Below are 26,988 nucleotides of genomic sequence, written 5' to 3'. Positions count from 1 at the left end.
CGCATGACGGCCCGTGCCACGGGTACCCGGCACGCCCGCGCGGACTTGAGGGAAGGCGGCTGTCATGACCGGCACGGCGAACGGCGGGCTCCGGGTGGTGGTGACCGGCGCCACCGGCAATGTCGGCACCAGCGTGGTGGAGGCGCTGCGCGGGCGCCCCGAGGTGGCGTCGGTGACCGGCGTGGCCCGCAGGGTCCCCGACTGGCAGCCGGAGGGGACGACCTGGGTGGCGGCCGACATCGACCCGGACGGCGACGACCTCGTGTCCCTCTTCGAGGGGGCGGACGCGGTGGTGCATCTGGCGTGGAAGTTCCAGCCCACCCACGACCCGGTGACGACCTGGCGGACCAACGTCCTGGGCAGCGTCCGGGTGTTCGAGGCAGCGGCGGAGGCAGGCGTGCCCGCGCTGGTCCACGCCTCGTCGGTCGGCGCCTACTCGCCGGGCCCCAAGGACCGCGAGGTGGACGAGTCCTGGCCCACGCACGGCTGGCCGCAGGCCGCGTACTGCCGGGAGAAGTCCTATCTGGAACGGTACTTGGACGCCTACGAGCTGGAACACCCGCAGACGCGGGTGGTGCGGATGCGGCCGGGCTTCCTGTTCAAGCGGGAGGCGGCCTCGGAGCAGCGGCGGATCTTCGCCGGGTCGTGGCTGCCCACGCAGTGGGTGCGGCCGCCGTTCGTGCCGGCGATCCCGGATCTGCCGGGGCTGAAGTTCCAGGCGCTGCACACCGACGACGCGGCCGCCGCGTTCACCGAGGCGGTGCTCCGCCCGGTGCGCGGCGCCTTCAACCTGGCCGCCGATCCGCCCGTGGACGCGGCGACCCTGGCCGGGCTGCTGCGGGCGCGCCCGCTGCGCGTCCCGCTGCCGCCGCTGCGGGCCGCGCTGTCGGCGGCGTGGCGGCTGCGGCTGGTGCCCGCCTCGCCGGACCTCTTCGACGCGGTGCTGCGGCTGCCGCTGCTGGACTCCGCCCGCGCACGGACGGAACTGGACTGGGAGCCCCGGTACACGGCCGTGGAGGCCCTCGGGGAGTTCCTGGCAGGGCTGCGGGAGCGCGCGGGCATGGACACGGCGCCGCTCGCCTCGTGAGCCCGGACCACGTGAGGAGGCGGGCATGCCGGAACTCCCCGATGTCGAGGCGTTCCGCGGGGTGCTGCGCTCCTTCGGCCAGGGACACCCCGTGGAGAAGGTGGACGTCCGGGACGCGGGCGTGCTGCGCGGGGTCAGCGCACGGCGCCTGCGCAGCGGGGTGGAGGGCCACCGGTTCGGCGAGCCGCGCCGCCACGGCAAGCTGCTGATCGCACCGCTGGACGACGGGTCCGCCGTGGTCTGGCACTTCGGGATGACCGGCGAGCTGGTCGCCGCCTTTGCCGACGATCCCCCGCACGACCACGACCGGGTCGTGCTGACCCTCGACGGCGGCCGCCAGCTCCGCTACCGCGACCAGCGCAAGCTCCAGGGCATCCGGTTCGCCGAGGACCGGGAGGCGGTGGCCGAGCTGGAGGCGGACCTCGGGCCGGACGCGCTCGACCTGGACCGCACGGGGTTCTTGGAGCTGATGGCCGGGCGGCGGGGCGCGGTCAAGAGCGTACTGATGGACCAGTCCCTCATCGCGGGCCTGGGCAACCTGCTCAGCGACGAGATCCTGTGGCGGGCCCGCATCGCCCCCGAGCGCCCGGCGAAGGACCTGGACGAGGGCGAGGCGCGGGGCGTGTACACGGCGATGCGGCGCGTGCTGGCGTCCGCCGTGCGCGCCGGGCGGGTGCCGCCGCGCCGTACCTGGCTCACCGGGCGCCGGGACGACGCGTCCCCGGCCTGCCCGCGCTGCGGCACGGAGCTGCGCTCGGGGCGCGTCTCCGGCCGCCGCACGCTGTGGTGCCCGGACTGCCAGCACTGAGCCGGCTGCTCGAACGGGTCAGCCGGAGGGCTCGTCCGGCACGGGCTGGTCCGAGCGCACCCCGGCGGACTCCGGAGCGCCGCGCGGCCCGGCGCCCGCCTCGTCCGTGCCGGGCACCTCGCGGGTGTCGTCCTGCGCGGGGACGTCCCAGCGGTCGTTGTCGTGGCTCGCCTGCTGGTCGGGCAGGTCCCGGGGGACGCGCCGGGCATGGGTGTCGCGGTGCTCCGTCATGGCTTCTCCTCGTCTGCCGGTTCCGGTCGGGCGGTCCGTCGCGGGTACCCCGTGGGGGCGGGAGCATGCGGGGTTTCGGCGCGCCCGATCGAGACCGGTCAGCCCACATATCTGCGGGCGGTCGAGCCCCGGCGGGCCCGCTGGAGGGTGCTCAGCCGTCGCTCCAGCTCGGGCGGGACCGGGTCGCGCTGCCGGAGCACCCAGGGCACCCCGGCCAGCGCCCGGCCGACGGCGCGCAGCGTGGCGGTGTCCCGGGGCACCGTGGCCAGCAGGGCGCCGGTGCGGAACAGCGCGGGCAGCAGGGGGCGCCGCAGCCAGGTGAACCACAGGGTGTTGCGCAGCCCGAGCACCCGGCGCTCGGTGCTGTCCCGCCGTACGGACGCCTCGTGATGGGCGGTCAGGTCGTCCAGGTAGCTGAGCCACCAGCCCTGGCGCTGCAGGTCGGTGGCGAGCAGTTCCTCCTCGCCGCCGAGCCACAGCCCGGGATGGAAGCCGCCCGCGCCCCGGAAGGCGTCGGCGCGCAGCACGGTGGCGGCCGCGAGGAACGAGCCCAGGGCCGGTCCGGGCAGCCAGTCGGGGCCGGTGAGCGGCGAGTCCCGCAGCTCCGCCGTCACCGGGTCCTCGGCGCCGGAGGGTTCCATGACGATGCGGGCGGTGACGGCGGCGAGCCCAGGCCGGGCGTCGAGCGTGTCCCCGGCCCGGCGCAGGCTGCCCGGCTCCCACCAGGAGTCGTCGTCGCAGAAGGCGACGTAGGGCGTGCGGACCTCGCGCACCGCGAGGTTGCGGCCGACGGCGCCCAGGTTGCGGCCGGGCTCCAGCAGCCGCATGCCGGGGAAGTCCCGGCGGACCGCCCCGGCCGTGCCGTCGTCCGAGCCGTTGTCGGTGACGATCACCTCGGGCTGCTCCGGCAGTTTCGCCAACTGGCCCAGTGTGCGCAGCAGTTCGTCCCGCCGGTTGTGGGTGATGACCACCACGGTCGTGCGGGTGTCCGGTGCCGCGGTGGTCATGCCGGTCCCTCCCCGCGGGCCCGCGCGGCCCGGTCGGTGTCGACGAGCCGGGCCGCCCGTTCGACCGGGCGGGGCAGCCGGTGGCGGCGGGCCAGCGCGGCGGGCAGCCGGAGGAGGAGTTCGCGCAGCGCGGGTGCGGCTCCCGGCCGGCCCGTGGCGGCGGCCACCGCCAGGCGGACGCTGGCCGCGAGGGCGACGAACAGCGGCCTGCGCAGCCACAGGGTGAGGACCTCGTTGCGCCACAGCCGGGGGTCGCGCCCCTGCCTGCCTGCCGGGTCGGGGTGGTGGCGGGCCGTCAGGGCGGGATCGTGGACGACGCCCCAGCCACCGGCGGCGAGGTCGTAGGCGAGCAGGGTCTCCTCGCCGCCGAAGAAGAGCACCGGATGGAAGCCGCCGGCCGCGCGGAAGGCGTCCTTGCGGACCACGCAGGCGCAGGCGAGGAAGCCGAGCACCGGGCGCCCGGGCAGGTCCGGCTCGGCCGGCAGCGGGGAGGCGGCGAGCACGGTGTTGAGGGGGTCCTCGGCGCCCTCGGGGCCGACCAGGGTGCGGGCGGCCACCAGGCCCAGCCGGGGGTGGGCGTCCAGCAGGTCGGCGGCGCGGCGCAGGGCGCCGGGCTCCCACCAGGAGTCGTCGTCGCTGAACGCCACGTAGGGGGTGTCGGCGCGGTCCACGGCCAGGTTGCGGCCGAGCGCCCCGGTGTTGGCGCGGGGGCGCAGCAGCCGGGCGGCGCCGGGGTGGCGGCGGACGGCGCGGAGGGAGGCGTCGCCGGTGCTGTTGTCGACGACGATGACGGGTGGCCGTTCGGGCAGTGCGGTCAGGGCGTCGAGGGTGCGCACGAGGCTGGCGCACCGGTCGCGGGTGATCACGGCGACGGTGACCCGGTCCTCGGCGGTGTCGGGGCGGCCGGCGGCCGGGTCAGAGGTGGAGGGCACCGGCATCGACGCCGTCTCCTCTCGGCCGTCCGGCGGGCGGCAGCAGGGCGAGCGCGGCGACGACGGCCTCCTCGGCGCCGATCCGCAGCAGAGCGGGGTCGGTGACCGTGCCGTGCGGGTCGCCGGGCGGCCCGGCCCGCCACAACACGCGGTGCCGCGGCAGCGGGGGCGGCCCCCACAGGGCGGGGGGCACGGGCCCGAAGAGCGTCACCGAGGGGGTGCCGTGGGCGGCCGCCAGGTGGGCGATCCCGGTGTCGCCGCTGACGACCAGCGCGGCGTGGGCGACGAGCGCGGAGAGGACGCCGAAGGGCAGCCCGCCGGTGAGCAGGTCGCCGTCGGGCACGCCCCCGCTGTCCGCGACGTCCCGGACGAGCCGGTCCTCGCCGGGGCCGCCCGTGACGACGACCCGGTGTCCGAGGTCGCGCAGCCGCCGGGCGACGGCGCCGAAGCGTCCGGCGGGCCAGCGCCGGGCGACGGCGTCGGCTCCGGGGTGGACGACGACGGCGCCGGGTGCCGGTGTGGGTCCGGCCGGCGGGGGCAGCCGCAGGTCGGCCGGGTCGGCGTGGATGCCGTAGGCGGCCAGGAAGCGGCACCAGCGCGCCCGTTCGTGCTCGTCGGCCCGCCAGGCGGGCGGCGGCCGGGAGCCGGGGCCCCGGTGGGCGTGGGCCAGCAGGTGGCGGGGGTGCAGGGTGGCGAGGGCGTCGCGGCTCTCGGGTCCGTTGCCGTGCAGGTCGATCGCGAGGTCGGGGGGCGGGCCGGGCCAGTGGGTCAGCGCCGGAACCGCGCGGCCGGGCGCCTCGGCGGGCAGTACGGCGTCGATCGTGCCGGTGGCCAGGGCCGCCTCGGTGAGCGCGGGGGGCAGGGCGAGGACGACCCGGTGGGCCGGGAAGGCCCGGCGGATGCCGCGCAGCGCGGGCACCCCGGCCAGCAGGTCGCCCAGGCCCAGGGCGCGCAGCACCAGCACGCCGGGGCGGTCGGGCGGAGGGGTCATCGGCGCACTCCCTCGGTGCCGCCCGGCGCGTGGGCGGCGCGTTCGGCGATGCCGCTGGTGGAGCGGCCGTCGAGGTACGGGAAGAGCACGACCTGGCCGTCCCAGCTCGCCACCAGGGACGCCTCGGGGAGGTCGGTGCGGGCGTAGTCGCCGCCCTTGGCCCAGATGTGGGGGCGGAGCCGGGCGAGGAGGAGTTCGGGGGTGTCCTCGTCGAAGACGGCCACCGCGTCGACGCACTCCAGCGCGCGCAGGACCCGTACCCGGTCGGCGAGCGGGACCAGCGGGCGGCCGTCGCCCTTGCGGCGGCGTACGGAGGCGTCGGAGTTGACGCACACCACCAGGCAGTCGCCGGTGCGGCGGGCCGCCTGGAGCAGGGCGACGTGACCGGCGTGCAGCAGGTCGAAGCAGCCGCCGGCCGCGACGACGGTCCCGCCCGCCGCCCGGACCCGCGCGGCGGCGCGCAGCGCCTCGTCGGTGGGGGCGCCGACGGCGGCCGGGGGCGCGGGTTCGGGGGTCCGGCCGGCGTCCAGGGTGCGGACGCCGCCCTCGGCGACGTACCGGGTGGCGGCGTGCACCGCGCCGCGCACGGCGGCCTCGGTGAGCTGGCCGTCGGCCAGCAGTGCGGCGGCGGTCGCGGCGAAGCGGTCGCCCGCGCCGCAGGCGTCGCCCTGGGCGGTGACCGGCGAGGGGACCATGAGCGGGGTGCCGCCGTGCGAGAGGAGGGCGCCGCGTCCGCTCATCGTCACGGCGACGGACGCGGCCCGCCAGTCCCCGACGAGCCGGTGCGCGTCCTGGGCGGCGACACGCAGTTCGTCGTCGGTGTCCCCCGCCGGGCCGCCGCTGCGGGCGGCGAAGGTGTGGGCCTCGGTGGCGGAGGGGGTGGCCAGGCGGACGCCGGGCACGGGCGGGCGACCGCGCGGGTGCGGGTCCCAGACGACGGGGACGCGGGCGGCGGCCTCGGTGAGCGCGGCGCGCAGGACGTCGGCGCAGCCGCGCCCGTAGTCGGCCACCAGGACGGCGCCCGCGGTGGCGACGGCCCGGCGTGCCTCGGCCGTCGCCTCCTCGGCCCGGCCCTCGCCGTCGTCCAGGCGCAGCAGCGGCCTGCCCTCGGCGAGGACGCGGGTCTTGGTGGACAGGGTCCCATCCAGGGGCAGCGCCAGCAGGCGGACCCGGTCGCCGAGCGCCGCCCGGAGTTCGGCGCTGGAGGGGTCGTCGCCGAGGGCGGTGACCAGGGTGACCTCCCGGCCGTCGGCGGCGGCGAGCCAGGCGGCCAGCGCCGCACCGCCGGGCCGGGTGGCGCGGCGGACGTCGCTGACGACGGGTACGGGGGCGTCGGGCGCGAGCCGTTCGACGCGGCCGAACAGGTCGTGGTCGAGGAGGGCGTCCCCCACGACGAGGAGCGGGGCCGGGGTGGTCATGGGCGTTCCTTCCCGGTCACCGCCCAGTGCCGCCGGGCCGGTGCCCGCCGTGGGCGCGCCGTGTGGCGTTCGATCGCGCTGTCGAAGGACTCGCAGAGCATGTGCACGGCGACCAGGTGCAGTTCCTGCACGGTGGCGGTGCTGTCGGCCCGGACGCACAGGGCGTCGTCGGCGGCGGCCTGGAGGGGGTTGGGGGCGGGGCCGGTCAGGGCCCAGACGGTCATGCCGAGGCGGTGCGCCTCGGTCGCGGCGACGAGCAGGTTGGCGCTGGCGCCGCTGGTGGACATGAGCATCAGCAGGTCGCCGTTGCGGCCGTGGGCGCCGACCTGGCGGGCGAAGATCTCCTGCACGCCGTAGTCGTTGGCGATGGCGGTGGTGGCGGAGGTGTCGGCGTGCAGGGCGAGCGCGGAGAACGGCGGCCGGTCGGCGCGGTAGCGGCCCACCAGTTCGGCCGTCAGGTGCTGGGCCTGGGCGGCGCTGCCGCCGTTGCCCGCCACCAGCAGCCGTGAGCCGTCGGCGAGGTGGGCGGCGAGGGTGCCGCCCCAGCGGTGGACGCGGGCGGCGTCCTCGCGGAAGACGGTGAGCGCCGTCATCAGGTCGTCGCAGTGCGTGGTGTCGGTGGCGGTGTTCATCGGACGACTCCGGTGAGCGAGGGTACGGACGACACCGCGCCGTAGACGCGGCTGACCCCGTCGGCGACGCGGTCCCAGGTGTAGCGCTCCAGCACCCGCCGCCGCCCCTCGGCGCCGTAGCGCGCCAACCGGGCGGGGTCGGCGAGGAGTTCGCGGACGACGGCGCCGATCGCGGCCTCGTCTCCGTCGCCGGGCGGGACCAGGACGCCGGTGCGGCCGTCGACGACGGTGTCGAGCTGGCCGCCGACCGCGGTGGCGACGAGCGGGGTCCCGCAGGCCATGGCCTCGACGGCGACGATGCCGAACGGCTCGTAGCGGGGCAGGGAGAGGACCAGGTCGGCGTCGGACATCAGCGCGGGCATGTCGTCGCGGCCGACCCCGCCGAGCAGGGTGACGCGGTCGGCCACGCCGTACTCCCCGGCGAGGGCGAGAAGCCGTTCCGCCTCGGGCTCGGCGAAGAGCAGGGCCGGTTCCGGGCCGCCCGCGACGAGCAGTTCGGCGTCCGGGACGTGGGCCAGGGCGCGGATCGTACGGTCGAAGCCCTTGCGCGGGACCAGCCGGCCCACGGTGAGCAGGCGGCGCCCGGCGGAGCGGGCGGGCCGGGGGCGCGGGGCGAACTGCCCGGGGTCGACACCGCAGGGGACGACGTGCGTACGGTCGCGGGGCAGCCCCATGGCCTCCAGTTCGGCCACCTCGTCGGCGCAGGTGGCGATGATCGCGTCGCAGGCCCGTCCGACGGCCGTCTCCGTGGCGATCCGGCCGGCGGGGCTGGTGTCGGCGTCCCCCTGGTGCCGCCGCTTCACGGTGCCCAGGGCGTGGTAGGTCTGCGCCACCGGCACACCGAGTTCACGGGCGCCGGCGAGGGCCGCGGTGCCGGACATCCAGAAGTGGGCGTGCACCACGTCGGGGCGCCGCTCGGCCCACTCCCGGCCCAGCCAGGCGCCGAACTCGGGCATGTAGGGCGGGAGTTCGTCCTTGGGCACGGGCGCGGCCGGTCCGGCGGGCACATGGACCACTTCGACGCCGTCGGCGGTGCGCACCCGGTCCGGCAGCCGGGGCGAGTCGCGGCGGGTGTACACGGTGACGTGGTGGCCCCGGCGGGCCAGTACCGCGGCGAGCTGGGCCACGTAGACGTTCTGGCCGCCCGCGTCCGGGCCGCCGAGCGCGGCCAGGGGGCTGGCGTGTTCGGAGACCATGGCGACGCGGGCCTGGGTGTGGTGGTGAGTCATCGGGTGACCTCCTTGATCAGGCGTTCCCAGTCGTCCAGGAACCGCCGCTCTCCGTAGCGGGCCAGCGCGGCCGTCCGGGCCGCCTCGCCGGTCCGCCGCGCCAGGCCGGGGTCGGCCAGGAGGGCGCGTACGGCGGAGCCGAGCACCTCCGGGCGGTTGGAGACGACCCCGGCGCCCTCGGGCACCGCCTCGCGCACCTCGGTGGTGTCGAGCGCGACCACCGGCATGCCGAGGAACATGGCCTCCAGCAGGGACAGCCCCAGCGAGGTCCAGCGGATCGGGTGTACGTAGAGGCGACAGCGGGCCATCGCGGTGTGCAGCTCGCTCTGTGCGAGGTCCCGGCTGCGGCAGCGCTCGGGCGGCAGCCCGAGGTGTCCGGCGAGCCCCTCGGTGCGCATGCCGAAGACGTCCAGCGGTGCCCAGGACGCGAACCGGGGCAGCAGGTCCGTGCCGGTGGTACGGCCCCTGCGCACGGGCTCGTTGACGACGACCGCGGCGCGCGGCTCCTCCCCCGTCCACCGGTGGCCGGGATCGATGATGCCGTGTTCGATCACCGTCGTCGGTGCCCGCCCGTTGTCCCACATCAGGTGGTTGAAGTGGGTGACGTGCACGAGGGGGATGTCGGACCGGCCGGCCAGCGGGTGCCGGGTGTCCACGGCCGTTCCGTGGGGGCTGTTGTGCTCGACGTAGACGGCGGGCACGTCGATGCCGGGCCGGCGGCCGGTCCAGCGGTGGGCCAGTTCGAGTTCGTGCGGCCGCTGGAGCACCATCAGGTCGATGCCGGCCTCCCGCAGTTGCTCCGGGGTGCGTTCGAGCACGGTGCCGGGCCACTGCCAGGTGCGGGCGCGGCCGAGTCCGTCGGGGCCGCGGTCCTCGGTGACCGGGACGAGGAAGGTGGCGCGGCCCTGCACGAACGCCGTCAGCCATGAGCCGTGCACATGCCATACCAGGATGTTCATGGTGCGCCCTCCTCACATCGCGGGCTGGAGCAGCTTCTGGACGGCGCTGAGCACGTCGTGCGCCGTCACCTCGTCCAGGCACGGATGGCCGGGCACCGGGCACTGCCGGGCCCTGCTGTCCGCGCACGGGGCGTCCTGCCGGCCGAGCAGCACGCTCGGCACCCCGTACGGGCCCCAGCGCCCGGCCGGGACCACCGGGGCGAACAGCGACACGACCGGTGTCCCGACGGCGGCCGCCAGATGGGCCGGGCCGGTGTTGCCGCACACCACGGCGTCGGCCAGCCGCAGCACGCCGGACAGGGTGCGCGGGTCGGTGCGGCCGCCCAGGTCGATCGCGGTGTCCCCGCTCACCCGCCGGGTCAGCTCGCCCTCCTCGGGTCCGCCCGTGACGACCACCCGGTGTCCCGCGTCGGCGAACAGGGCGACGGCCTCGGCGCACCGCTCGGGGCTCCAGGCGCGGGCCGGGGCGCTGGCGCCGGGGTGGACGACGACGTAGGGGCCGTTGCCGGTGAGGGCGGCGGTGTCGGGGGGCGGTAGCACGCGCAGCCGTCCTTCGTCGCCGGGGCGCGGGGTGAACCCCATGGCGAGCGCGGTGTCGAGCCCGGCCTCGGCCTCGTGCCGCCCCGGCCGCCGCCGGTGCCGTACGTCGAGGAGGCGGCCGGGGTGGTCGGTGCTGTCGGCGCCGGTGCGGGCCACTCCGGCCAGGCGGAGCAGCAGCGCGGTGGGCAGGGGGCTCTGGTGGAAGGAGGTGAGGATCAGCCCGTCGTCCGCCCCGACCGCCCGCAGACGGCCCAACAGGTCCTCGATGTCGGCCACTTGGACGTCGGGCGGCTCGAAGCCCTCCCAGGGCGCCTCCCACACCAGCACCTCGTCGACGCCGGGCAGCAGCCGGGCGGCCGGTGCCCCGCGCGGGCCGCAGAGCAGGGCGACGTGCTCGTGGTGCGCGGCGACCGCGCGTACGGCGGGGCCGGCGAGCAGCACGTCACCGAAGCTGTCGAGCCGTACGACCAGTGCCGTCATGTCCGCCCACCCCCGTCCGGGGGCAGCAGCGACCGTACGGCCGTGAGCAGGTCGGCGGCGGTGTCGGGTTCCGCCGCGACCTCCTCGGGCCGGGTGGCCGCGTTGGCGACGAGGATGGCGCGCGCCCCGGCGGCCCGGCCGGCCCGCGTGTCGGCGGCGATGTCACCGATGACCACGCAGTCGCGCGGTGCCTGTCCGAGGGCCTCGGCGGCCCGGAGCACCAGTCCCGGCCGGGGTTTGCGGCAGTCGCAGCCCGCCTCCGGTGTGTGCGGGCAGTAGACCCAGACACCGAGGCCGCCGAGCAGTTCGTCGGCACGGGCGTTGACACGGCGTACGGCGGCGTCGGAGATCAGGCCCCGGCCGACGCCCGACTGATTGCTCACCACACCGGTGGCGATCCCGGCGGCGCGCAGCAGGTCCACCGCCCGCCGGGCGCCGGGCAGCAGCCGGACCCGGCCGGGGTCGCCGTTGTAGGGGACGTCGGCGACGAGGGTCCCGTCACGGTCGAAGAGCACGGCCGCAGGGGTGTCCTGGCGGTTCACGGCACCCTCCTCAGCGGTGCGGCGGCGCGGTGCCGTATCCGGCCGGTGAGCCGGTGGCCGACGGCGAGCGGGGGGATGACGACGCTGGTCACGGCCATGGTCGCGGTCTCGCGCGGGGTGCGCGGGCCGGGCAGGATGCGGGCGAGGGCGAACTCGGCGGTGCCCGCCGCCCACAGGGCTCCGGCGACCACGGCGGCCCGGCGCCGCCCGGCGAGCGCGAGGACCGGTGCGGCGAGCCCGGCTGCCGTGACCAGCGCGTGCAGCGGCAGCCGCCCTCGGGGCGCCTGGGCGCGGGCCCACCAGTCCCGGCCGTGCAGCCGGTTCATCAGCGCGTCGTCGGCGTTGCCGCGCTGCGCCCGCACCGAGACCCAGGGGCCGGCGGCCCGCACCGGATGCCGGGTGGTGCGCCCGCCCCGGTGCAGCGTCCAGCCCGCCGCCAGCACGCGCAGCGCGAGGTCGGCGTCCTCGCGGAAGGCGCGGCGGAACCGTTCGTCGAAGCCGCCGGCGGCGGTGAGCGCGGCCGTCCGGTACGCCATGTCGGCGGTGGCCCAGGCGGCCGTCTCCAGACCGGCGGTGCCGCGTTCGAAGTCGGTGGGCCTGCGCCCGGCAGGGAGTGGCACGGTCAGCCGTCCCTGGACGCCCCCGGTGGCCGCTTCGGCCCGCGCGAGGTCCTCGGCGAGCCGGCGGGACCAGTCGGGCAGCACCTGCACGTCGTCGTCGAGGAAGACAGTCCAGGGCGAACTCACCGTGCGCCACCCGGTGTTGCGGGCGGCGGCGGGTCCCCGGCCGCCGGTGCCGAGCACGCGCACCCGGTTCCGCAGCGCTCCCGCGGCGGCGAGCGGCAGCGGGCCGGCGGGGTCGGGACGGTCGTCCACGACGACGATCTCCTCGGGCGGGTGTCCGGTGGCCTCGGCCAGCGCGCGCAGGCAGTCCGCGAGGCAGGCGCGGCCGATCGTCGGGACGACGACGCTGTAGGCGGGGGCGGCCGTCATGCGAAGACCTCCGCGCGCCGGACCGCGAAGGGCCCGAGGGCCAGCAGGTCCACGGGGGCGGAGCCGAAGCACTCCAGCGCGTCGCGCGGGTCGTCGACCATCGGACGTCCGGCGGTGTTGAGGCTGGTGTTGACCACCACCGGCAGCCCGGTGCGCCGCTCGAACCCCTCGATCATGCGCGCCACCAGGGGCTCCTCGGCCCGGTCCACGGTCTGGATGCGCGCGGTGCCGTCCACGTGCACCACGGCCGGGATGCGCGCCCGCCACGCCTCGGCGACCTCGTGCACGAAGAGCATGTACGGGCTGGGCAGCGGGCCGTCGAAGAGTTCGGCGGCGCGTTCGGCCAGCACCATCGGCGCGACGGGCCGGAACTCCTCGCGCCCCTTGACCGCGTTGAGGCGTTCGAGGTTGGCGGCACGGCCCGGGTGCGCCAGCAGCGACCGGTGTCCGAGCGCACGCGGCCCGTACTCGCTGCGCCCCTGGAACCAGGCCACGATGCCGTCGCGGGCGAGTTCCTCCGCGGCCGTCTCCGCGATGTCTTCTGGTTCCTCGTACGGTACGGCGGCCCCCTCCAGCCAGGCGCGCAGCTCGGGCACGCTCCACTCCCGGCCGAGCGCGGCGGTCGGCATGGCCTCCACCGGTTCCTGACGGTGGGCCACATGCAGGGCGGCACCGAGCGCGGTACCGGCGTCCCCGGCGGCGGGCTGCACCCAGACGGTGTCGAAGGGGCCCTCGCGGTGCAGCCGGGTGTTGGCCACGCAGTTGAGGGCGACGCCCCCGGCGAGGGTCAGCACCCGGTCGCCGGTGCGCTCGTGCAGCCACCCGGCGAGGCCGAGCAGGACCTCCTCCAGGCATGCCTGGGCGCTGGCGGCCAGGTCGGCGTGCTCCTCGGTCCACGGTTCCCCGGCGGGCCGGGGCGGGGCGAGTTCGGCCCAGGGCACCGAGCGGGCCCGGAACCGGCCCTCGCCGTCCGTGCCGACGTATCGGCGCAGTTCGTCGAGGAAGCGGGGCTTGCCGTAGGAGGCGAGCGCCATCACCTTGAACTCGTCGCTGCTGCGCAGGAATCCGAGGTGCTCGGTGAGTTCCTCGTAGAACAGGCCCATCGAGTCGGGCAGGGACTGCGCGGCCAGTACGTCGAGGCGGCGGCCGGTGTAGCGGCCGGCCAGGTGGGAGCCGCACTCGCCGCGCCCGTCCAGCACCAGCACGGCGCAGTCCGGGTAGGGGGACGCCTGCCCGGCGGAGGCCGCGTGGGCCACGTGGTGGGGGACGAAGCGCACCTTGGCCGGGTCGAGTCCCGGCAGCGCCTCGGCGAGGAATCCGGGGGCCTCGCGGGCGTACTCCTGCCGCAGCCGGTCCCAGGGGTCGTTCAGGCCCAACTCGTCGGCCGGACGGGCCAGTTGGGGGTCGTAGGAGTAGGCGACGGCGTCCAGGCCGGCGGGGTCGAGCCCGGCGAGGTCCAGGCACCAGCGGGCGGACAGCTCCGGCAGTTCCCAGGCCGAGAAAGGGACCGGGCGCTTGCCGTGCTTGCGCCGGCTGAACCGCTCCTCCTCCGCCGCCGCCACGACACGGCCGTCCACGATCAGGGCGGCGGCCGGGTCGTGGAAGAGGGAGTTGATGCCGAGGACGCGCATGCGGTGCCTCCGTGTGCTGGGGGGGGAGGGATGGAGCGCGGGCGCTACGAGGGCAGGCGGCTCGGCGCGGGTTGCCCGTACGGCTCCGGGTGGTCGCCGTTGGGCGAGGCGGGCGCCGGGGCGGGCGCGGGTGCGCCGAAGCGGGCGGCGGCGAAGTGGTCGATGGTCCGCCGGATGCCCTCCTCCCAGGGCACCTGCGGGGTCCAGCCCAGCAGTTCGCGGGCCAGGGTGGTGTCGGGGCGGCGGCGCTGCGGGTCGTCGGCGGGGCGGTCCACGTACTCGATCGGGGAGGCGGAGCGGGCGAGTTCGACCACGCGCAGCGCGATGTCGCGGACGGTCACCTCGTCGGTGCCGCCGATGTTGACCGGCCGTACCGACCGGCTGGCCGCGACCAGCAGGATGCCGTCCACCGTGTCGTCGACGTAGCACAGCGACCGGGTCTGGCTGCCGTCCCCGGCCACCGGCAGCGGCTCCCCCGCCAGGGCCCGGCAGACGAAGACGGGCACGGCCCGGCCGTCCATCGGGCGCATGCGCGGGCCGTAGGTGTTGAACAGGCGGACGATGCCCGCGTCCGCGCCGTGGGCGCCCACATGGGCGGTGACCAGCGCCTCGGCGAACCGTTTGGACTCGTCGTAGACACTGCGCGGGCCGACCGGGTTGACGTTGCCCCAGTAGTCCTCGCGCTGGGGGTGCACCAGGGGGTCGCCGTACACCTCGGAGGTGGAGGCCAGCAGGAAGCGGGCGCCGTCGCGCTCGGCCACGGCCAGCATGTTGCGGGTGCCGAGGCTCCCGGCGTCCAGGGTCTCCAGCGGCAGCCGGAGGTAGTCGGCCGGGGAGGCGGGGCAGGCGAAGTGCAGGACCAGGTCGTAGGGGCCGGGCAGCCGGTCCGGGGTGCCGTCGGCGCAGACGTCCTGCTCGTAGTAGCGGAAGCCGGGGCGGCCGACGAGATGGGCGATGTTGGCGCGGGAGCCGGACGACAGGTTGTCGACGCAGTCGACCGCGACGCCGTGGTCGAGGAGGTGCTCGCACAGATGGCTGCCGAGGAAACCGGCACCGCCGGTCACCACGGCACGCCGCCAGGGTGTGGAAGGCGTGGCATCAGTCATGGGAGTCCTCGGTCCCGCGCCGAGTCGCACCGGTCCGTACGCCAGGGGACGGACCGTCACTGCGGGGGAGACGCGCGCTCGCACGGGGAGGTGGGGGGAGCTGCGGATGTGAAGTGATCGCAGGAGCGATGCGGAACGTGGCCCGCTCCGCGGTCCGCCGTTCGGGGCGGCACTGTCACGGGGTTCCCAGGCCGGCAGGGTTCACACGTCGATTCCTGCCGCGGTGTCGCGGGGGCCGTCCACCGGCGGGGAGCCCCCGCAACTCCCCGAATCCGCGCGTGGGCGGGCCCGGCGGCGGTGCCACGTTCATCTCTCGAAACGTACTGCGCGAGACGTACCGCGTGAGACGTCCGACGAGATGTGCCGGGTGAGATGTGCCGGGTGAGATGTGCCGGGTGAGATGAACCGCCCGCCGCCGGGCCGGAGGTGCCTACCGGAGCGGGCATGATCGGCAGACGATCGGGAACTCCGGGACACATGGCCTTCAACCACGAGGAAGCACCCGTACTGGACGCACTGACCGACTACCACGCGGCGAAGGAGCTGGGCTTCACCCCGCCCGGCCACAAGCAGGCACGCGGAGCCGATCCGCGGGCGGTGGCCGTGCTGGGCGAGGCGGTGTTCGCCGGGGACGTCCTGGCCAGCGGCGGCCTGGACAGCAGGCTCAGCGGCGGCCGTGTCCTCGAACGGGCCGAGGCGCTGATGGCGGACGCGGTCCACGCCGAGCACACCTTCTTCTCCACCTGCGGCAGCTCGCTGTCGGTGAAGGCTGCGATGCTGGCGGTGACCCGGCCGCACCGCGAGCTGCTCGTCGGCCGGGACGCGCACAAGTCGGTGATCGCCGGGCTCATCCTCTCCGGGGTGCGCCCGGTCTGGGTCGAGCCCCAGTGGGACGCGGAACGGCACCTGGCCCATCCCCCGTCCCCCGCCGCCTACGAGCGCGCCTTCACCGAGCATCCCGAGGCCGACGGTGCCCTGGTCACCAGCCCGACCCCGTACGGCGCGGCGGCGGACCTGCGCGCCATCGCCGAGGTCTGCCACCGCCGGGGCAGGCCGCTCATCGTCGACGAGGCGTGGGGCGCGCATCTGCCGTTCCACGACGGTCTGCCGAGCTGGGCGATGGACGCCGGGGCGGACGTCTGTGTCACCAGCATCCACAAGATGGGCAGCGGCCTGGAGCAGGGGTCGGTCTTCCACCTCCAGGGCGATCTCATCGACCCGGCCGAGCTGGCCTCCCGCGCCGATCTGCTCGGCACCACCAGCCCCAATGTGCTGCTGTACGCGGGCATGGACGCCTGGCGGCGGCAGATGGTGCAGCACGGGGACCGGCTGATCGGCCGCGCCCTCGAACTCGCCGGCCGGGTCCGGGAGGAGATCGAGTCCATCGACGGCATCCACGTCGACGACGCGCACGACTTCTGCGGTCCCGGCCTCGCCGCCGACTTCGATCCGCTGCCCTGCGTCATGGACATCGGCGCCCTGGGCACGACCGGCTACCGGGCCGGTGACTGGATGCGCGAGCACCACCACATCGACCTGCACCTCTTCGACCACCGGCGGATCAGCGCCCAGTTCACCCACGCCGACGACGCCGAGACCGCCGACCGGCTGCTGACGGCACTGAAGGACCTGGTGCGGCAGGCCGACGGCCTGCGTGACGCGCCCGGTGTGGAGGTGCCGGCGCCGCACGACCTCCGCATGGACCAGGCCGTACTGCCGCGCGACGCCTACTTCGACGACCACACCGACGTGCCGGTGGAGCAGGCGGCGGGGCGCGTCGCCGCCGAGATGATCACCCCGTACCCGCCGGGCATCCCGGCCGTGCTGCCGGGTGAACGGCTCACCGAGCCCGTGCTGCGCTATCTCGTCACCGGTGTCCGGGCGGGCATGAACCTGCCGGACGCGGCCGACCCCGGCCTGAAGACCGTGCGGGTGGTCGCGGAACACGGCACCTGAGATTGAACCTTTCACGTTTCAGGACGAACACGTTTCAGGACAAAGCAGACGGATACCCGCACGCAGTCGTACCAACAGCTCAGAGGAAGTGTTCACGGTGGGCGCAGCGAGCCTTACCCCGCAGGAATTGCGCAGACTGGCGGAGATAGAGGAGAGCTTGAGCGAGGACGAGGGGCTCGCCCGGCGGCTGAGCACCATGCGCGTCTCGAGCCGGCCGGCGACCTGGGCGCGGCGGGCACGGCGCCGGGCGCTCGCGCTGTGGGTGACCCTCGGCGCGGTGGTGACCCTGACGCTGCTCGGCCTCGACATCGCCCTGCGGCAGTCGTACCTGACCTGGGCGATCGCGGGCGTGTGGCTGCTCACCGTGGCCGGGCTCGTGGGTCTGGTGGTGCGGGCGTGCCGTCGCTGGGAGGCGGCCGAACGGGCCGGCCGGAAGACGCCGTGGCCGATAGATCCGACGCAGGTGTGAGGGGGGACCCGGAGATGCCGGAGAAACGGAACAGCGAGGAACCCGGGGCAACGGATCTGCCCCGCCCCCGGCGCCGGCTCACGGAGGAGGAGTTCCGTGAGCTGATGCGGGAGGCCCGGCAGGAGGCACGCCGGCTGCGGTACGGCCGGCCGCCCGAGGACTCGGCGGTGGCTCTGCGCACCCAGCACGCGGAGTTCGGCGCCGCCGCCCACTGACGGCCTTCGCCCGGCGGCCGCCCGCGCGGTCGCCGGGCGGAGGATGTGCCCGTCAGTCGTTCGGCTTGGCCGCGCTGATGTCACCCAGGGCCGAGGTCTCGTCCCGCTCGATGGCCAGGTCGCCGAGCGCGATGATGCCCACCGCCTCGTCGCCCTCCACGACGGGGAGCCGGCGGACCGCGTGTTCGCGCATCAACTCCACGGCGTGGTCGACACTTTCGTCCGGCCCGATGGTGACCAGGTCGTCCGAGGCGGCCTGGATCACGGTGGTCCGGTCCGGGTCCACGCCCTCGGCGAAGGCGCGTACCACCAGGTCGCGATCGCTCACCAGGCACTTCAACTGGCCGTTCTCGGTCACCAGGACGGTGCCCACGTCCTCGTCGCGCATCAGCCGGGCCACGGACGCCACCGAAGCCTGGGGTTCCACGGTCACGAGGTCACTGGTCATGATGTCGCGCACATGCTGCGCCATCACCGGCCTCCTTTCTCGTCGCTGCGTGCAAGGCGTCTGCCGGGTACCCCCCGCCACGGCTTCACACCACTTGGGGAAAGCGGGTACTCGGCCGGAGCCGAGCGGGAAGGAGTGAGATGACCGCCCCCGCACTGATCGTGATCGACATGATCAACACGTACGAGCACCAGGACGCCGAGCTGCTGGTGCCCTCGGCCGAGCGGGTGGTGCCCGTGGTGGCCGACCTGATCGCCCGCGCCCGCGCGGCGGACGCACCGGTGATCTACGCCAACGACAACCTGGGCCAGTGGCGCTCCCACCACGGGGAACTGGTCGACGCCGCGCTGGCCGGCCCGCACAGCGCCCTGGTGGAACCCCTCAGGCCGGACGACGACTCGATGTTCGTGGTGAAGGCCCGCCACTCCATCTTCTACGAGACGCCGATGACCTATCTGCTGTGGCAACTGGGCGTCCGGCACGTGGTGTTGTGCGGTCAGGTCACCGAACAGTGCGTGCTGTACTCCGCGTTGGACGCCCACATTCGCCATCTGGAGGTCACCGTGCCGCCGGACGCCGTCGCCTCCATCCACCCCCATCTGGAGTCGGCCGCGCTGGAGATGATGGAGCGCAACATGGGCGCCCGGCTCGTACCGGCCAAGGAGATCGACTTCTAGGCCCGACCCGCGACCTGCTGGTGTACCCGGTGCTGCCGCGGACCCTGGAGGCGTACTTCGACTCGGGGTGCCGGGGTGCCGAGGCCGCGCGGCGGCTCGTGTCATCCGTTCGGGGCGGGGACGCGTGATCCGTGGTCTCCGGGTTACTCGTGCGGCAGTGCGCGGGCGGTTTCGGCCCGCGCCGGGTGCTGTGCGAAGGAGGAAACCGTGGCCATTCGGTACCAGCTCATCCGGCGTCCGCCGGCCGCCGTCTGGAAGGTGCTCGAACAGCCTTCCTGCTACGCGGACTGGGTCGTGGGCACCCACGAGACCGCACCCCGCGAGGGCGACTGGCCCGAGCTGGGTTCGTCCCTCGCCTACAACATCAAGATCGGTCCGTGGCACGTCGACGGCTACACCGTGGTGCGCCGCTACGAGCCGCCGCGGTACCTGGAACTGGAGGCCAAGGCCCCCTTCGGCGACGCGCGCATCGCCATCGACGTACGCGACTGGGGCGGCGAATCCCTCGTCATCGTGGACGAGCACCCGCTGAGAGGGCTGGGTGGCAAGCTGCACAACGTCCTTCTCGACGCCGTGATCCAGCTCCGGCACCGGGACATGCTGGGGCGGCTGGCCAAGCTGGTCGAGCGGCAGAGCCCGCGGCCCATGGGCGCCGAGGAGGTGACCCATGAGTGACGCGGTGATCATCGGCTCGGGCCCGAACGGCCTGGTAGCGGCCAACATCCTGGCCGACCAGGGCTGGCGCGTGGAGGTGCTGGAGGCCCAGGACCGGCCCGGCGGCGCCGTGTACAGCGACCGCGGGGTCCACCCCGACTTCGTCAACGACGTCTTCAGCTCCTTCTACCCCCTGGCCGCCGCCTCCCCGGTGATCGACGGGCTCCGGCTGGAGGACGAGGGACTGCGCTGGACGCACGCCCCGCAGGTGCTGGCCCACCCGCTGCCCGACGGCCGCTGCGCGCTCATCGACCGGGACCTGGACGTCACCGCCGAGTGCCTGGACGAACTCTGCCCCGGGGACGGCCGCTCCTGGCGCGCCCAGGTCGGCACCTGGGACCGGGTCGGCCCCGACCTCCTCCAAGCGCTGTTCACCACGATGCCGCCGGTCCGCGCGCTCGCCGGGCTCGGTCTGAAGCTGCGCGGCGGCGGCGCCCTGCGCCTCGCCCGCTCCATGCTGCTGCCGGTGCGCCGCCTGGGCGAGGAGGAGTTCGACGGTGAGGGAGCCAGGCTGCTGCTCGCGGGCAACGCCCTGCACGCGGACCTGGGCCCGGAGTCGGCGATCGGCGGCGGCTTCGGCTGGATCATGTCGATGCTCGGCCAGCGGTTCGGCTTTCCCGTGCCGGTGGGCGGCGCGGTCGGCCTCACGGACGCGCTGGTCGGCCGCCTTCAGCGGCGGGGCGGCGTCATCCGCTGCGGGGAGCCGGTGACGGAGATCGTGGTCGAGCGCGGCCGGGCCGTAGCGGTCCGTACGGCGGGCGGCGACACGGTCCCGGCCCGGCGCGCCGTCCTCGCGGACGTCTCCGCGCCCGCCCTTTACGGCCATCTGGTCGCCGCCGAGCATCTGCCTTCGCAGGTCCTCGACGACATGCGGCGCTTCCAGTGGGATTTCGCCACCTTCAAGGTGGACTGGGCGCTGGACTCCACCATCCCGTGGAAGGCCGGGGCGGCGAGCGGCGCGGGCACTGTGCACCTGGCGGACAGCGTGGACGACCTCACCCGGTTCGCCGCCCAGATCGCCATGGGGCAGATCCCCGACAAGCCGTTCCTGCTGGTCGGGCAGATGACCACCGCCGACCCCACCCGGTCGCCGGCGGGCACCGAGTCCGCCTGGGCCTACACCCATCTGCCCCGCGTGGTGCGCGGCGACGCCGGGGACGCCGGGCTCACCGGCTCCTGGGACGCGGCCGAGCGGGAGATCATGGCGGACCGGATGGAGCAGCGGGTGGAGCAGTTCGCGCCCGGTTTCCGCTCGCGGATTCTGAGCCGGCGCGTGCTGTCGCCGCCCACGCTCCAGTCCGAGGACGCCAACCTCAGCGTGGGCGCCCTCAACGGCGGCACCACCGCGCTGCACCAGCAGGCGGTGTTCCGGCCGATCCCCGGCACGGGCCGTCCGGAGACACCGGTGCGGGGCCTGTATCTCGCCTCGTCCTCCGCGCATCCCGGCGGCGGCGTGCACGGCGCCCCCGGTGCCAACGCGGCGCGGGCCGCCCTGGGCATCCGTCGCTCCTTCGCGGAGGTGATGTCCCTGGTGCAGCGGACCCTGACGCGCGGGAGCGGGGCGGCAGCGGTGGGAAACCGCTGACCGCCCCGCTCCGGCGGGCCCCTGTCGGTTCAGCCCTCCAGGGTGCGGATGATCGCGGAGGAGAAGGCGTCGAGATCACCGGGGTGGCGGGAGGTGATCAGCGTGTGGGCGCCCTCGGTGTCGACCACGACCTCCTGGTCCGTCCAGGTGGCGCCCGCGTTGACCAGGTCTTCCATCAGCGTCTGGTAGGAGGTCATGTCGCGGCCCTCGGTGAGTTCACTGTTCACCAGCAGCCAGGGACCGTGGCAGACCGACGCCACCGGCTTGCCCTCCCGCGCGAACGCGGTGACCAGGCGCTGTGCGTCCTCGTCGATGCGCAACTGGTCGGCGTTGAGGGTGCCGCCGGGGACCACCACCGCGTCGTAGCCGTCCGACGTCGCCTCCGCGAGGGTGGTGTCGGGCTCGACCTTGTCGCCGGGGTCCTTGTCGAGGACGAGGGTGGCGATGGCCTCCGGCTTCTGGGCCGCGATCACGACGCGGGCACCCGCGTCGCGCAGGGCCGCCACCGGCTTCTGCAGTTCGTCTTGCTCCGTCCCGTAGTTCGTCGTGAGAACGAGGACGCTCTTGCCGTCGAGAGCCATGAGTTCGTACTCCTCCCGTCTCCCCCTGCTTCCCGGTGCGCGGGCCGCTCGCGGCGGCCTCGGGCACCGGTCTTACCTGCACCGGCTGCCCCTTTGGCCCCGGTTCATTCGGCGGCGGCCGGAATCCTTTCCAGCACCCCGCCGGCGAACACGTCGTACAGGGGCAGCGTCTCCAGATGGACGTAGCCGATGTGGCAGTCGCAGCTCGTCAGCGGGCAGGGGCGGGGGCGGAGCGCGGCCCGGTAGGAGCCGTCGTAGAGGTTGCCGAGTTCGGCCGGGACGAAGTGGCAGCGGCGGACGGTGCCGTCGCCGTCCACCGAGATCACGGACTCCCCGGTACGGCAGGGCAGCCCGGCGCTGGCGTGCGGGTGCCTGCTGTACGGGAAGAGCGGGTCGAGACCGGTCCACACCTCGGCCTCCGCGTCGGTGTAGGTGTGCCCCTCGGCCGCGTTCACCCACAGGTACACCCGCTCCGGCAGCTCGGCCCGCAGCCGCCGGGCCGCCTGAAGGTGCCCGGGCAGCCCGACGATGCCGACGCTGTACCGCACCCCGAGCCGGTCCAGCTCCCGGCACTTGCCGAGGAACCGCTCGTACGGGGTCTGGCCGGGGTGGTACGTGCACCAGAGCGCCAGGGTGTCGCGGTCGGCGTCGGCCAGCCAGTCGGTGCGGCAGCTCAGGTTGGTCTGGATGGCGACGCGGCGGATGTGCGGCAGGCGGGAGAGGTCGGTCAGGGCGCGCCGGTACCAGGACCGCACCAGCCCCTCGCCCCAGGGTGTGAACAGCACCGAGAGCCGGTCCTCGGTGCGCCCGGCGGCCCAGTCGGCGAACCGCTCCAGGCTCGCCCGGTCGGCCCGCAACTGCTCCCGGCTGTCCCGGCGCTTGGCGAACGGGCAGTACGGACAGTCGTAGTCGCAGGAGGCCAGCGGCCCCCGGTACAGCAGGGTCAGGTCCATGACGGGCGGCTCACTTGCGCTCGTAGGCGGCCATCGCGGCCCGCACGGCCGGGGAGAACAGCTCGGGGCCCAGCGCGTCGGAGTGGGCCAGCCCCTCCGGGGTCAGCCGCAGCACCGGGCCGTCCTCCAGCCAGCCGAGGTCCGCGAACCGTGCCAGCTCGGCCGGGAAGTCCTCGGCCGGGGCACGGCCGCCGAACCGGGCCCGGTAGTCGGCCACCGCCAGCCCGTCCGCCTGGAGCAGCGACTGGAGCAGATGCCGGCGGCGCGGCTCGTCCCCGGTCATCCGCCGCCCGTACTCGGCGTGCGCGAAGTCGGCGGCGGGGCGGCTGATGTAGTCGTCGATGATCGCGCGGACCTGCTGCATGCCGACGGCGTAGTCGAAGGAGTAGTGCAGCCCGGCGGTGTACGAGCGGGCCCCGCAGCCCAGCCCGATCATGCCGTCGGTCTGGCAGGCGTAGTCGTCGGCGCCCTCGGCCGGGGCGTCGGCACGGCGGAACATCCGCATCGACCGCTGCTCGTAGCCGTGCGCGAGGAGATGGTCGCGTCCGGCGCGGTACAGCCGCAGCCGCCGCTCGTCCCACTCCGGGTCGGCCGCGTCGCCGCGCCGTCCGAGGCCGGTCAGCGGGCGTATGTAGAGCGGGTAGAGGTACAGCTCCTCGGGCCGCCAGGCCAGCGCGGCGTCCAGCGAGCGCAGCCAGGTGCGCTCGGTCTGCCCGTCGATGCCGTAGATCAGGTCGATGTTGAGCACGGGTATCCCCGCCTGACGCACCCGCCCGAGCGCCGCCTCCACATCGGCCCGGCGCTGCGGGCGTACGGCGGCCCGTGCCTCGGTGTCGTCGAAGCTCTGCACGCCGAGGCTGAGGCGGGTGGCGCCGCGCTCGGCGAGGACTTGGAGCCGGTCGGCGGTGGCCGTCGCCGGGGACGCCTCCACGGAGAGCGGGACGGCGCGCAGGTCGGCGCCCATCCGGTGCTCGGCGATGTCGCAGAGCCGGGTCAGCTCGGCGGCGGTGAGGAAGGTCGGGGTGCCGCCCCCGAAGGCGGCGGTGGCGAACCGCACCGGCTCCCGCTCCCCCAGCGCCTCCCGCACCGCGCCCGCCTGCCGCTCCAGCGCGTCGAGATAGGCGCCGGTGAGTCCGTCCGGTGCGCCGATACGGGTGAACAGGTTGCAGAACCCGCAGCGCACCTCGCAGAACGGGATGTGCAGATAGAGCGAGAGCGCGTCCTTGGGCTCGCCCGCCCAGAGATCCGACAGCAGCGGCCGGTCGGTGAGCCTCCGGTACGCGGTCTTGTGCGGGTAGGCGTACACATAGCTCTGGTACGGGGCCGGGGCGGTGGCGGTGGTCATCGGGTGGCCCCCTGGTCGAGCAGGAAGTGGGCGTAGGGAACGGTCCACACCGACTCGTGGCCGATGCGGTGGCCGGTCCAGCCGTCGTCGCCGTAGGCGGTGCCGTGGTCGGAGCAGACGACGGCGAGGCAGGGGCGGCGGCTGCTCATGGCGGTGAAGAGGCGGCCGATGTGCCGGTCCACGTACTCCAGCGCGGCGGCGTGGGTGGCGCGGGAGTCGCCGTCCTCCTCGGTCGCGCCGGGCAGGTGGAACCAGTTGGGCTGGTGCAGGGCGGAGACGTTGACGAAGAGGAACAGCGGCTGATCCGGTGCCGTCCGGGCGGCGATCTCCTCGGCGCGGGCCACCTGTGACTCGAAGGAGGTCGGGGAGGCGACCCCGAACTCCGGCTCCCAGTGCGACTCCTCGAAGAGTCCGGGCAGCACCGAACCGAGCGCGCCCTGCTTGTTGAAGAAGCCCACTCCCCCGACGCACGCCGTGCGGTAGCCCGCCTTGGCGAGGCCGGAGACCAGGTCGGGGGTGTCGTAGACGAAGGTGCCGTCGGCCGTGGTCTCGCTGCCCGCGAAGGCGGCGGCGAACAGGCGCGGATGGCGGCCGGGTTCGGCCGGGGTGGGCAGGAAGCCCGCGAAGACGGCCTGATGGGAGGCGTAGGTGAAGCTGCCGGGCGCGTGCCGCTTCTCCCAGCGGCCGCCGGGGAGATGGCGGGCCAGGTGCGGGATGCGGCCGGCCGCCGCGAGTTCGGCGGCCACGTCGTAGCGGAGCGTGTCGAGGGTGACCAGCAGGATGTCGTGGCTGCCCACGATCCGGTTCATGTCCGGTATGCCGGGGGCCACTTCGGGCAGGCGGGCGGTGGCCGGGTCAGGCGCTGACATGGGTGGTTCCTGTTCTGTGCGGGTGGTGCGGGCCGGGCCGCCCGGTGAGCGGGGCCCGGCGCAGGGCGGCGGCGACCTGCGTCGCGTAGGTGTCGAGGCCCTCGGCGCCGCTGCCGGGCAGTCCGGTGAGCCGGGGCAGCAGATCGCCGAAGGCGTTGACCTCGCCGACGAAGGCGCGCCGCCAGCCGACGACGGGCAGCAGGTCGACGCCGACGCAGAGCGTGTCCGGGAAGCAGGCCGCGGCCCGCTCGCAGATCCCGAGTACCTCCGGCCAGCGCAGTCCCGCGCTCTCGGCGGCGTGCCGGGCCCCGGCCAGGTCGCCCCGGCGGCCGCCGAGGTGGAGGTTGGTGAGCGGTCCGGCGCTGGTGCGGACCACCGCGTGGGTGGCGCGGCCGTCCACCACGACCACCCTGAGGTCGGCGGCGCGGCCGTCCTGGGACGCCTTGGGCACCCAGCGCTCCAGGTGCAGCCCGTCCGGGGCGAGCGCGTCCACGATGGCGGCGATGTCCCGCTCCCGCTGGTACCTGCGCACCTTGAGGGAGTTGAACAGCCGCCCCTCGGGGTCGAGTTCGACGGAGGTGGTGGCCCTGATCCTGCCTCCCCCGGCCGAGTCGACGGCGAGCACCCCGGAGGCCGACGAGCCGTGCGCGGGCTTGACGAACAGCCGGGGCATCCGGTGCTCCCGCATCAGCGCCCGCACGTCGTCCCAGCCGCGCACCGGGGCACCGGCCGCCCCGGAGGTGGGCGACGCGGGGACCGGTACGCCCGCCTCGGCGAGGACCGCGTGACAGCGCCGTTTGTCGAACATGACCGCCACGTCGGCGGCGCCGTCCAGCCGGATGCCGCCGCGCAGGGTGCCCAGGGCCGCAGTCAAGCGCTCGTACCAGCGGGCCGTGCCCTCCACGCGCGTCGGGTCGGGCACGGCCCGCAGCAGGAGGTCGACCTCGGGGTCCTCGCCGGGCGAGTCCACGCGGACGATCTCCTCGTCCCCGAACTCCGCCCCGCCCGCGCGCAGTACGTCCAGCCAGGGCACCACGCGGGGCGCGGGCAGCCCGGCGGCCCGGACGGCCTCCGCGAACAGGGTCACCCTGCGGCCCCCGGGGTTGCCGACGACCGCGAAACACCGGTTCATGGCAGGACGCTCACTCGCCGATGGCCACGAAGCGCTCCACGGTGCCGTCCTCGTTCTCGTACGAGTCCGCGTCGTCCTCGTTCAGGTCGAGCCGGACGCCGGCCGGTTCCAGGGTCTCGCGGAGGCGCTGCTGGAGGGGCTCGGTGATGTAGTGGTGGTGCAGGTCGAGGAAGGTCAGGTGGGTCAGCGGCCGGCCGGCGAGCAGCGCGGCGGCGCCCTCGTCGCCCAGGGTGCCCATGGAGAGGTCCAGCGTCTCCAGCCGGGCCAGCACGGGCGCGGCGGCGACGGCGGCCGCGATCTCGTCCTGTATCTCGCTGTTGCGCAGCCCGAGATGGCGCAGGGCGGGCAGCCGGGTGCCGGAGAGGATCGGCTCCAGGTCGGACACGGTGGTGTCGGCGCCGTACGTCGAGTCGCCGAGCCACAGTTCGAGGTGCTCCAGCGCGGGCAGGTCGCTGCCGCCTATGCCCCGCACGACCTGCACCGGCAGACCGCCGGTCTCCACGACCAGCTTGCGCAGCGCGGCGTGCTCCACGGCCGGGAACTCCAGGCCGGTGCCCCCGCGCACGCCGAACTCGGCCAGCTCCGGGAAGCCGGTGAGCAGTCCGGTGACGTCGGTCTGCTGAATCCAGGAGAGTTCGGCCTCCTCCATGACGAGGTCGCCCAGGAACAGCGCGCGCAGGGCGGGCAGCCGGTCGCGGGCGGCGAGCAGTGCCGCCATCACGGCGGAGGAGTCCGTCTCGTACGCCTCCGTCCAGGCGCCGACGATCAGCGCCCGCACCCGTGTGGTGTCCACGGTGGCCAGGAAGCGGGCGAAGGCGTCCTCCCACTCCTCGTCCGCGTCGTACACGTCCCCGGCGATCCGCCAGGCGACGGCCTCGGGCTCGGGCAGCTCGGCCTTCGCGTCGGGTCCGGGAAAGGCGAACGCGGGGAGGCCGTACAGCTCCTCCAGGTGGTGACCGATGGTCATGCGGGCTGCTCCTGACGTGCGATGGGCGCGAACGTGTGCGGTCCACGGCGTACGGGGAAAGTTCTACCAACTCGCACTGACAACCGGTCACACGGCTGTGCACGACCGCCCGGCTACTCGGCGCCCGGCGCCTCGCGCAGCGCCTTCGCGGTGGTGCCCGGGTCGTACCCCTCGGGGACCCCGTCGACCAGGATGATGTCGCCGGCGATGTGCCGGGAGCGCAGCGGGGCGATCTCCTGGTAGGCGGGCGAGTCCCACCAGGCCCGCGCCTCGGCGATGCCCGGGAAGCCGATGATCAGCGCGGCCTCGCGGAGATGGGCTACGGCGTGGGCGGTTATGGGTCCTCCACGGGGGCGAGCGGGGGGGCGAGAGGGGTCGAGGATCATCGGATCTTCGTACCCCGGCGATGCTTCCACCCCCGCCGACCGGCGTCGATGGTCCGTCGCAAGATCGACCCCGACACGCCGGGAGGTGAGATCCACACCCTCCGCC

At 75.0% G+C, this 26,988-nt stretch carries 29 protein-coding genes; 8 read left to right on the top strand and 21 right to left on the bottom strand.

The window, feature by feature from the left end; genetic code table 11:
* Positions 1–64: 64 nt before the first annotated feature.
* A complete protein-coding gene (locus tag ACZ3HQ_RS27935; RefSeq protein ID WP_467515077.1) occupies positions 65–1,087 on the top strand; it encodes an NAD-dependent epimerase/dehydratase family protein in 1,023 nt (340 codons plus the stop codon).
* Positions 1,088–1,112: 25 nt separating this feature from the next.
* Positions 1,113–1,895, top strand: coding sequence for an Fpg/Nei family DNA glycosylase (locus ACZ3HQ_RS27930; protein ID WP_467515075.1), 783 nt, complete (start codon positions 1,113–1,115; stop codon positions 1,893–1,895).
* Positions 1,896–1,913: 18 nt separating this feature from the next.
* Here the strand turns inward: ACZ3HQ_RS27930 and ACZ3HQ_RS27925 are convergent, their stop codons facing one another.
* The 13 genes from ACZ3HQ_RS27925 to ACZ3HQ_RS27865 form a co-directional block, all read right to left on the bottom strand.
* Entirely contained in the window at positions 1,914–2,126 is a 213-nt protein-coding gene (locus tag ACZ3HQ_RS27925; protein WP_467515074.1) for a hypothetical protein, read from the bottom strand.
* Between the two features lie 98 nt (positions 2,127–2,224).
* Positions 2,225–3,133 carry a glycosyltransferase family 2 protein gene (locus ACZ3HQ_RS27920; protein WP_467515072.1) on the bottom strand — a complete coding sequence of 303 codons (909 nt, stop codon included), beginning with the start codon at positions 3,131–3,133 and terminating at the stop codon, positions 2,225–2,227.
* Entirely contained in the window at positions 3,130–4,071 is a 942-nt protein-coding gene (locus tag ACZ3HQ_RS27915) for a glycosyltransferase family 2 protein (RefSeq protein ID WP_467515071.1), read from the bottom strand. The genes ACZ3HQ_RS27920 and ACZ3HQ_RS27915 overlap by 4 nt, the downstream gene beginning before the upstream one ends.
* Positions 4,049–5,056, bottom strand: coding sequence for a glycosyltransferase family 9 protein (locus tag ACZ3HQ_RS27910; RefSeq protein ID WP_467515069.1), 1,008 nt, complete (start codon positions 5,054–5,056; stop codon positions 4,049–4,051). Before ACZ3HQ_RS27910 ends, ACZ3HQ_RS27915 begins: the two co-directional genes overlap by 23 nt.
* Positions 5,053–6,474, bottom strand: a complete 1,422-nt coding sequence (locus ACZ3HQ_RS27905; RefSeq protein ID WP_467515067.1) for a PfkB family carbohydrate kinase — start codon at positions 6,472–6,474, stop codon at positions 5,053–5,055. Before ACZ3HQ_RS27905 ends, ACZ3HQ_RS27910 begins: the two co-directional genes overlap by 4 nt.
* Complete coding sequence (locus ACZ3HQ_RS27900; RefSeq protein ID WP_467515066.1) at positions 6,471–7,106, bottom strand: D-sedoheptulose-7-phosphate isomerase; 636 nt, start codon at positions 7,104–7,106, stop codon at positions 6,471–6,473. Before ACZ3HQ_RS27900 ends, ACZ3HQ_RS27905 begins: the two co-directional genes overlap by 4 nt.
* A complete protein-coding gene (locus ACZ3HQ_RS27895; RefSeq protein ID WP_467515065.1) occupies positions 7,103–8,335 on the bottom strand; it encodes a glycosyltransferase in 1,233 nt (410 codons plus the stop codon). The genes ACZ3HQ_RS27900 and ACZ3HQ_RS27895 overlap by 4 nt, the downstream gene beginning before the upstream one ends.
* Positions 8,332–9,294 (bottom strand): glycosyltransferase, encoded by a 963-nt coding sequence (locus ACZ3HQ_RS27890; RefSeq protein ID WP_467515062.1) that lies wholly within the window; start codon positions 9,292–9,294, stop codon positions 8,332–8,334. Before ACZ3HQ_RS27890 ends, ACZ3HQ_RS27895 begins: the two co-directional genes overlap by 4 nt.
* Positions 9,295–9,306: 12 nt before the next feature.
* Positions 9,307–10,314, bottom strand: a complete 1,008-nt coding sequence (locus ACZ3HQ_RS27885) for a glycosyltransferase family 9 protein (protein WP_467515061.1) — start codon at positions 10,312–10,314, stop codon at positions 9,307–9,309.
* On the bottom strand, positions 10,311–10,856 hold the full coding sequence (locus ACZ3HQ_RS27880; RefSeq protein WP_467515059.1) for a D-glycero-alpha-D-manno-heptose-1,7-bisphosphate 7-phosphatase: 546 nt from the start codon (positions 10,854–10,856) through the stop codon (positions 10,311–10,313). The genes ACZ3HQ_RS27885 and ACZ3HQ_RS27880 overlap by 4 nt, the downstream gene beginning before the upstream one ends.
* Entirely contained in the window at positions 10,853–11,848 is a 996-nt protein-coding gene (locus ACZ3HQ_RS27875) for a glycosyltransferase family 2 protein (protein WP_467515058.1), read from the bottom strand. The genes ACZ3HQ_RS27880 and ACZ3HQ_RS27875 overlap by 4 nt, the downstream gene beginning before the upstream one ends.
* Positions 11,845–13,479 carry a carbamoyltransferase family protein gene (locus ACZ3HQ_RS27870; protein WP_467515056.1) on the bottom strand — a complete coding sequence of 545 codons (1,635 nt, stop codon included), beginning with the start codon at positions 13,477–13,479 and terminating at the stop codon, positions 11,845–11,847. Before ACZ3HQ_RS27870 ends, ACZ3HQ_RS27875 begins: the two co-directional genes overlap by 4 nt.
* A gap of 44 nt (positions 13,480–13,523) precedes the next feature.
* Entirely contained in the window at positions 13,524–14,585 is a 1,062-nt protein-coding gene (locus ACZ3HQ_RS27865) for an NAD-dependent epimerase/dehydratase family protein (RefSeq protein ID WP_467515055.1), read from the bottom strand.
* A gap of 477 nt (positions 14,586–15,062) precedes the next feature.
* On the opposite strand from ACZ3HQ_RS27865, the gene ACZ3HQ_RS27860 reads away from it, so the two are divergent.
* The 3 genes from ACZ3HQ_RS27860 (at position 15,063) to ACZ3HQ_RS27850 (ending at position 17,225) form a co-directional block, all read left to right on the top strand.
* Positions 15,063–16,541, top strand: coding sequence for an aminotransferase class I/II-fold pyridoxal phosphate-dependent enzyme (locus ACZ3HQ_RS27860; RefSeq protein WP_467515053.1), 1,479 nt, complete (start codon positions 15,063–15,065; stop codon positions 16,539–16,541).
* A gap of 88 nt (positions 16,542–16,629) precedes the next feature.
* Entirely contained in the window at positions 16,630–17,010 is a 381-nt protein-coding gene (locus tag ACZ3HQ_RS27855) for a DUF3040 domain-containing protein (protein WP_467515051.1), read from the top strand.
* 14 nt (positions 17,011–17,024) lie between these two features.
* Complete coding sequence (locus tag ACZ3HQ_RS27850; RefSeq protein ID WP_467515049.1) at positions 17,025–17,225, top strand: hypothetical protein; 201 nt, start codon at positions 17,025–17,027, stop codon at positions 17,223–17,225.
* 52 nt (positions 17,226–17,277) lie between these two features.
* Here ACZ3HQ_RS27850 and ACZ3HQ_RS27845 read toward each other — a convergent pair whose 3' ends face one another.
* Positions 17,278–17,697: a CBS domain-containing protein gene (locus tag ACZ3HQ_RS27845; RefSeq protein ID WP_467515047.1), complete on the bottom strand. Its 420-nt coding sequence runs from the start codon at positions 17,695–17,697 to the stop codon at positions 17,278–17,280.
* Between the two features lie 116 nt (positions 17,698–17,813).
* Here ACZ3HQ_RS27845 and ACZ3HQ_RS27840 point away from each other — a divergent pair, with 116 nt between their 5' ends.
* The 3 genes from ACZ3HQ_RS27840 to ACZ3HQ_RS27830 all read left to right on the top strand — a co-directional run bounded on the left by ACZ3HQ_RS27840 (position 17,814) and on the right by ACZ3HQ_RS27830 (position 20,649).
* Positions 17,814–18,350, top strand: a complete 537-nt coding sequence (locus ACZ3HQ_RS27840) for a cysteine hydrolase family protein (protein ID WP_467515045.1) — start codon at positions 17,814–17,816, stop codon at positions 18,348–18,350.
* 207 nt (positions 18,351–18,557) lie between these two features.
* Positions 18,558–19,025 (top strand): SRPBCC family protein, encoded by a 468-nt coding sequence (locus tag ACZ3HQ_RS27835; protein WP_467515042.1) that lies wholly within the window; start codon positions 18,558–18,560, stop codon positions 19,023–19,025.
* The gene (locus ACZ3HQ_RS27830; RefSeq protein ID WP_467515040.1) at positions 19,018–20,649 is read left to right on the top strand and encodes a phytoene desaturase family protein; all 1,632 of its coding nucleotides are present in this window, start codon (positions 19,018–19,020) and stop codon (positions 20,647–20,649) included. The genes ACZ3HQ_RS27835 and ACZ3HQ_RS27830 overlap by 8 nt, the downstream gene beginning before the upstream one ends.
* Positions 20,650–20,678: 29 nt before the next feature.
* Here the strand turns inward: ACZ3HQ_RS27830 and ACZ3HQ_RS27825 are convergent, their stop codons facing one another.
* From ACZ3HQ_RS27825 to ACZ3HQ_RS27795, 7 genes are all read right to left on the bottom strand, one after another.
* Positions 20,679–21,230, bottom strand: a complete 552-nt coding sequence (locus ACZ3HQ_RS27825; RefSeq protein WP_467515037.1) for a type 1 glutamine amidotransferase domain-containing protein — start codon at positions 21,228–21,230, stop codon at positions 20,679–20,681.
* Between the two features lie 104 nt (positions 21,231–21,334).
* Entirely contained in the window at positions 21,335–22,183 is an 849-nt protein-coding gene (locus tag ACZ3HQ_RS27820) for an STM4011 family radical SAM protein (RefSeq protein WP_467515035.1), read from the bottom strand.
* Between the two features lie 10 nt (positions 22,184–22,193).
* Positions 22,194–23,528: an STM4012 family radical SAM protein gene (locus tag ACZ3HQ_RS27815; RefSeq protein WP_467515033.1), complete on the bottom strand. Its 1,335-nt coding sequence runs from the start codon at positions 23,526–23,528 to the stop codon at positions 22,194–22,196.
* Positions 23,525–24,337 (bottom strand): STM4013/SEN3800 family hydrolase, encoded by an 813-nt coding sequence (locus tag ACZ3HQ_RS27810; protein WP_467515125.1) that lies wholly within the window; start codon positions 24,335–24,337, stop codon positions 23,525–23,527. Before ACZ3HQ_RS27810 ends, ACZ3HQ_RS27815 begins: the two co-directional genes overlap by 4 nt.
* 46 nt (positions 24,338–24,383) lie before the next feature.
* The gene (locus tag ACZ3HQ_RS27805) at positions 24,384–25,529 is read right to left on the bottom strand and encodes an STM4014 family protein (RefSeq protein WP_467515031.1); all 1,146 of its coding nucleotides are present in this window, start codon (positions 25,527–25,529) and stop codon (positions 24,384–24,386) included.
* Between the two features lie 10 nt (positions 25,530–25,539).
* A complete protein-coding gene (locus tag ACZ3HQ_RS27800; RefSeq protein WP_467515029.1) occupies positions 25,540–26,496 on the bottom strand; it encodes an STM4015 family protein in 957 nt (318 codons plus the stop codon).
* Positions 26,497–26,609: 113 nt separating this feature from the next.
* Entirely contained in the window at positions 26,610–26,882 is a 273-nt protein-coding gene (locus ACZ3HQ_RS27795; RefSeq protein ID WP_467515027.1) for a DUF1330 domain-containing protein, read from the bottom strand.
* Positions 26,883–26,988: the final 106 nt, after the last annotated feature.

It is taken from the genome of Streptomyces sp. NPDC018263, from assembly GCF_055562575.1.
Note: the sequence above shows the minus strand (reverse complement) of the source record. Positions and strands in the feature narration are given on the sequence as shown.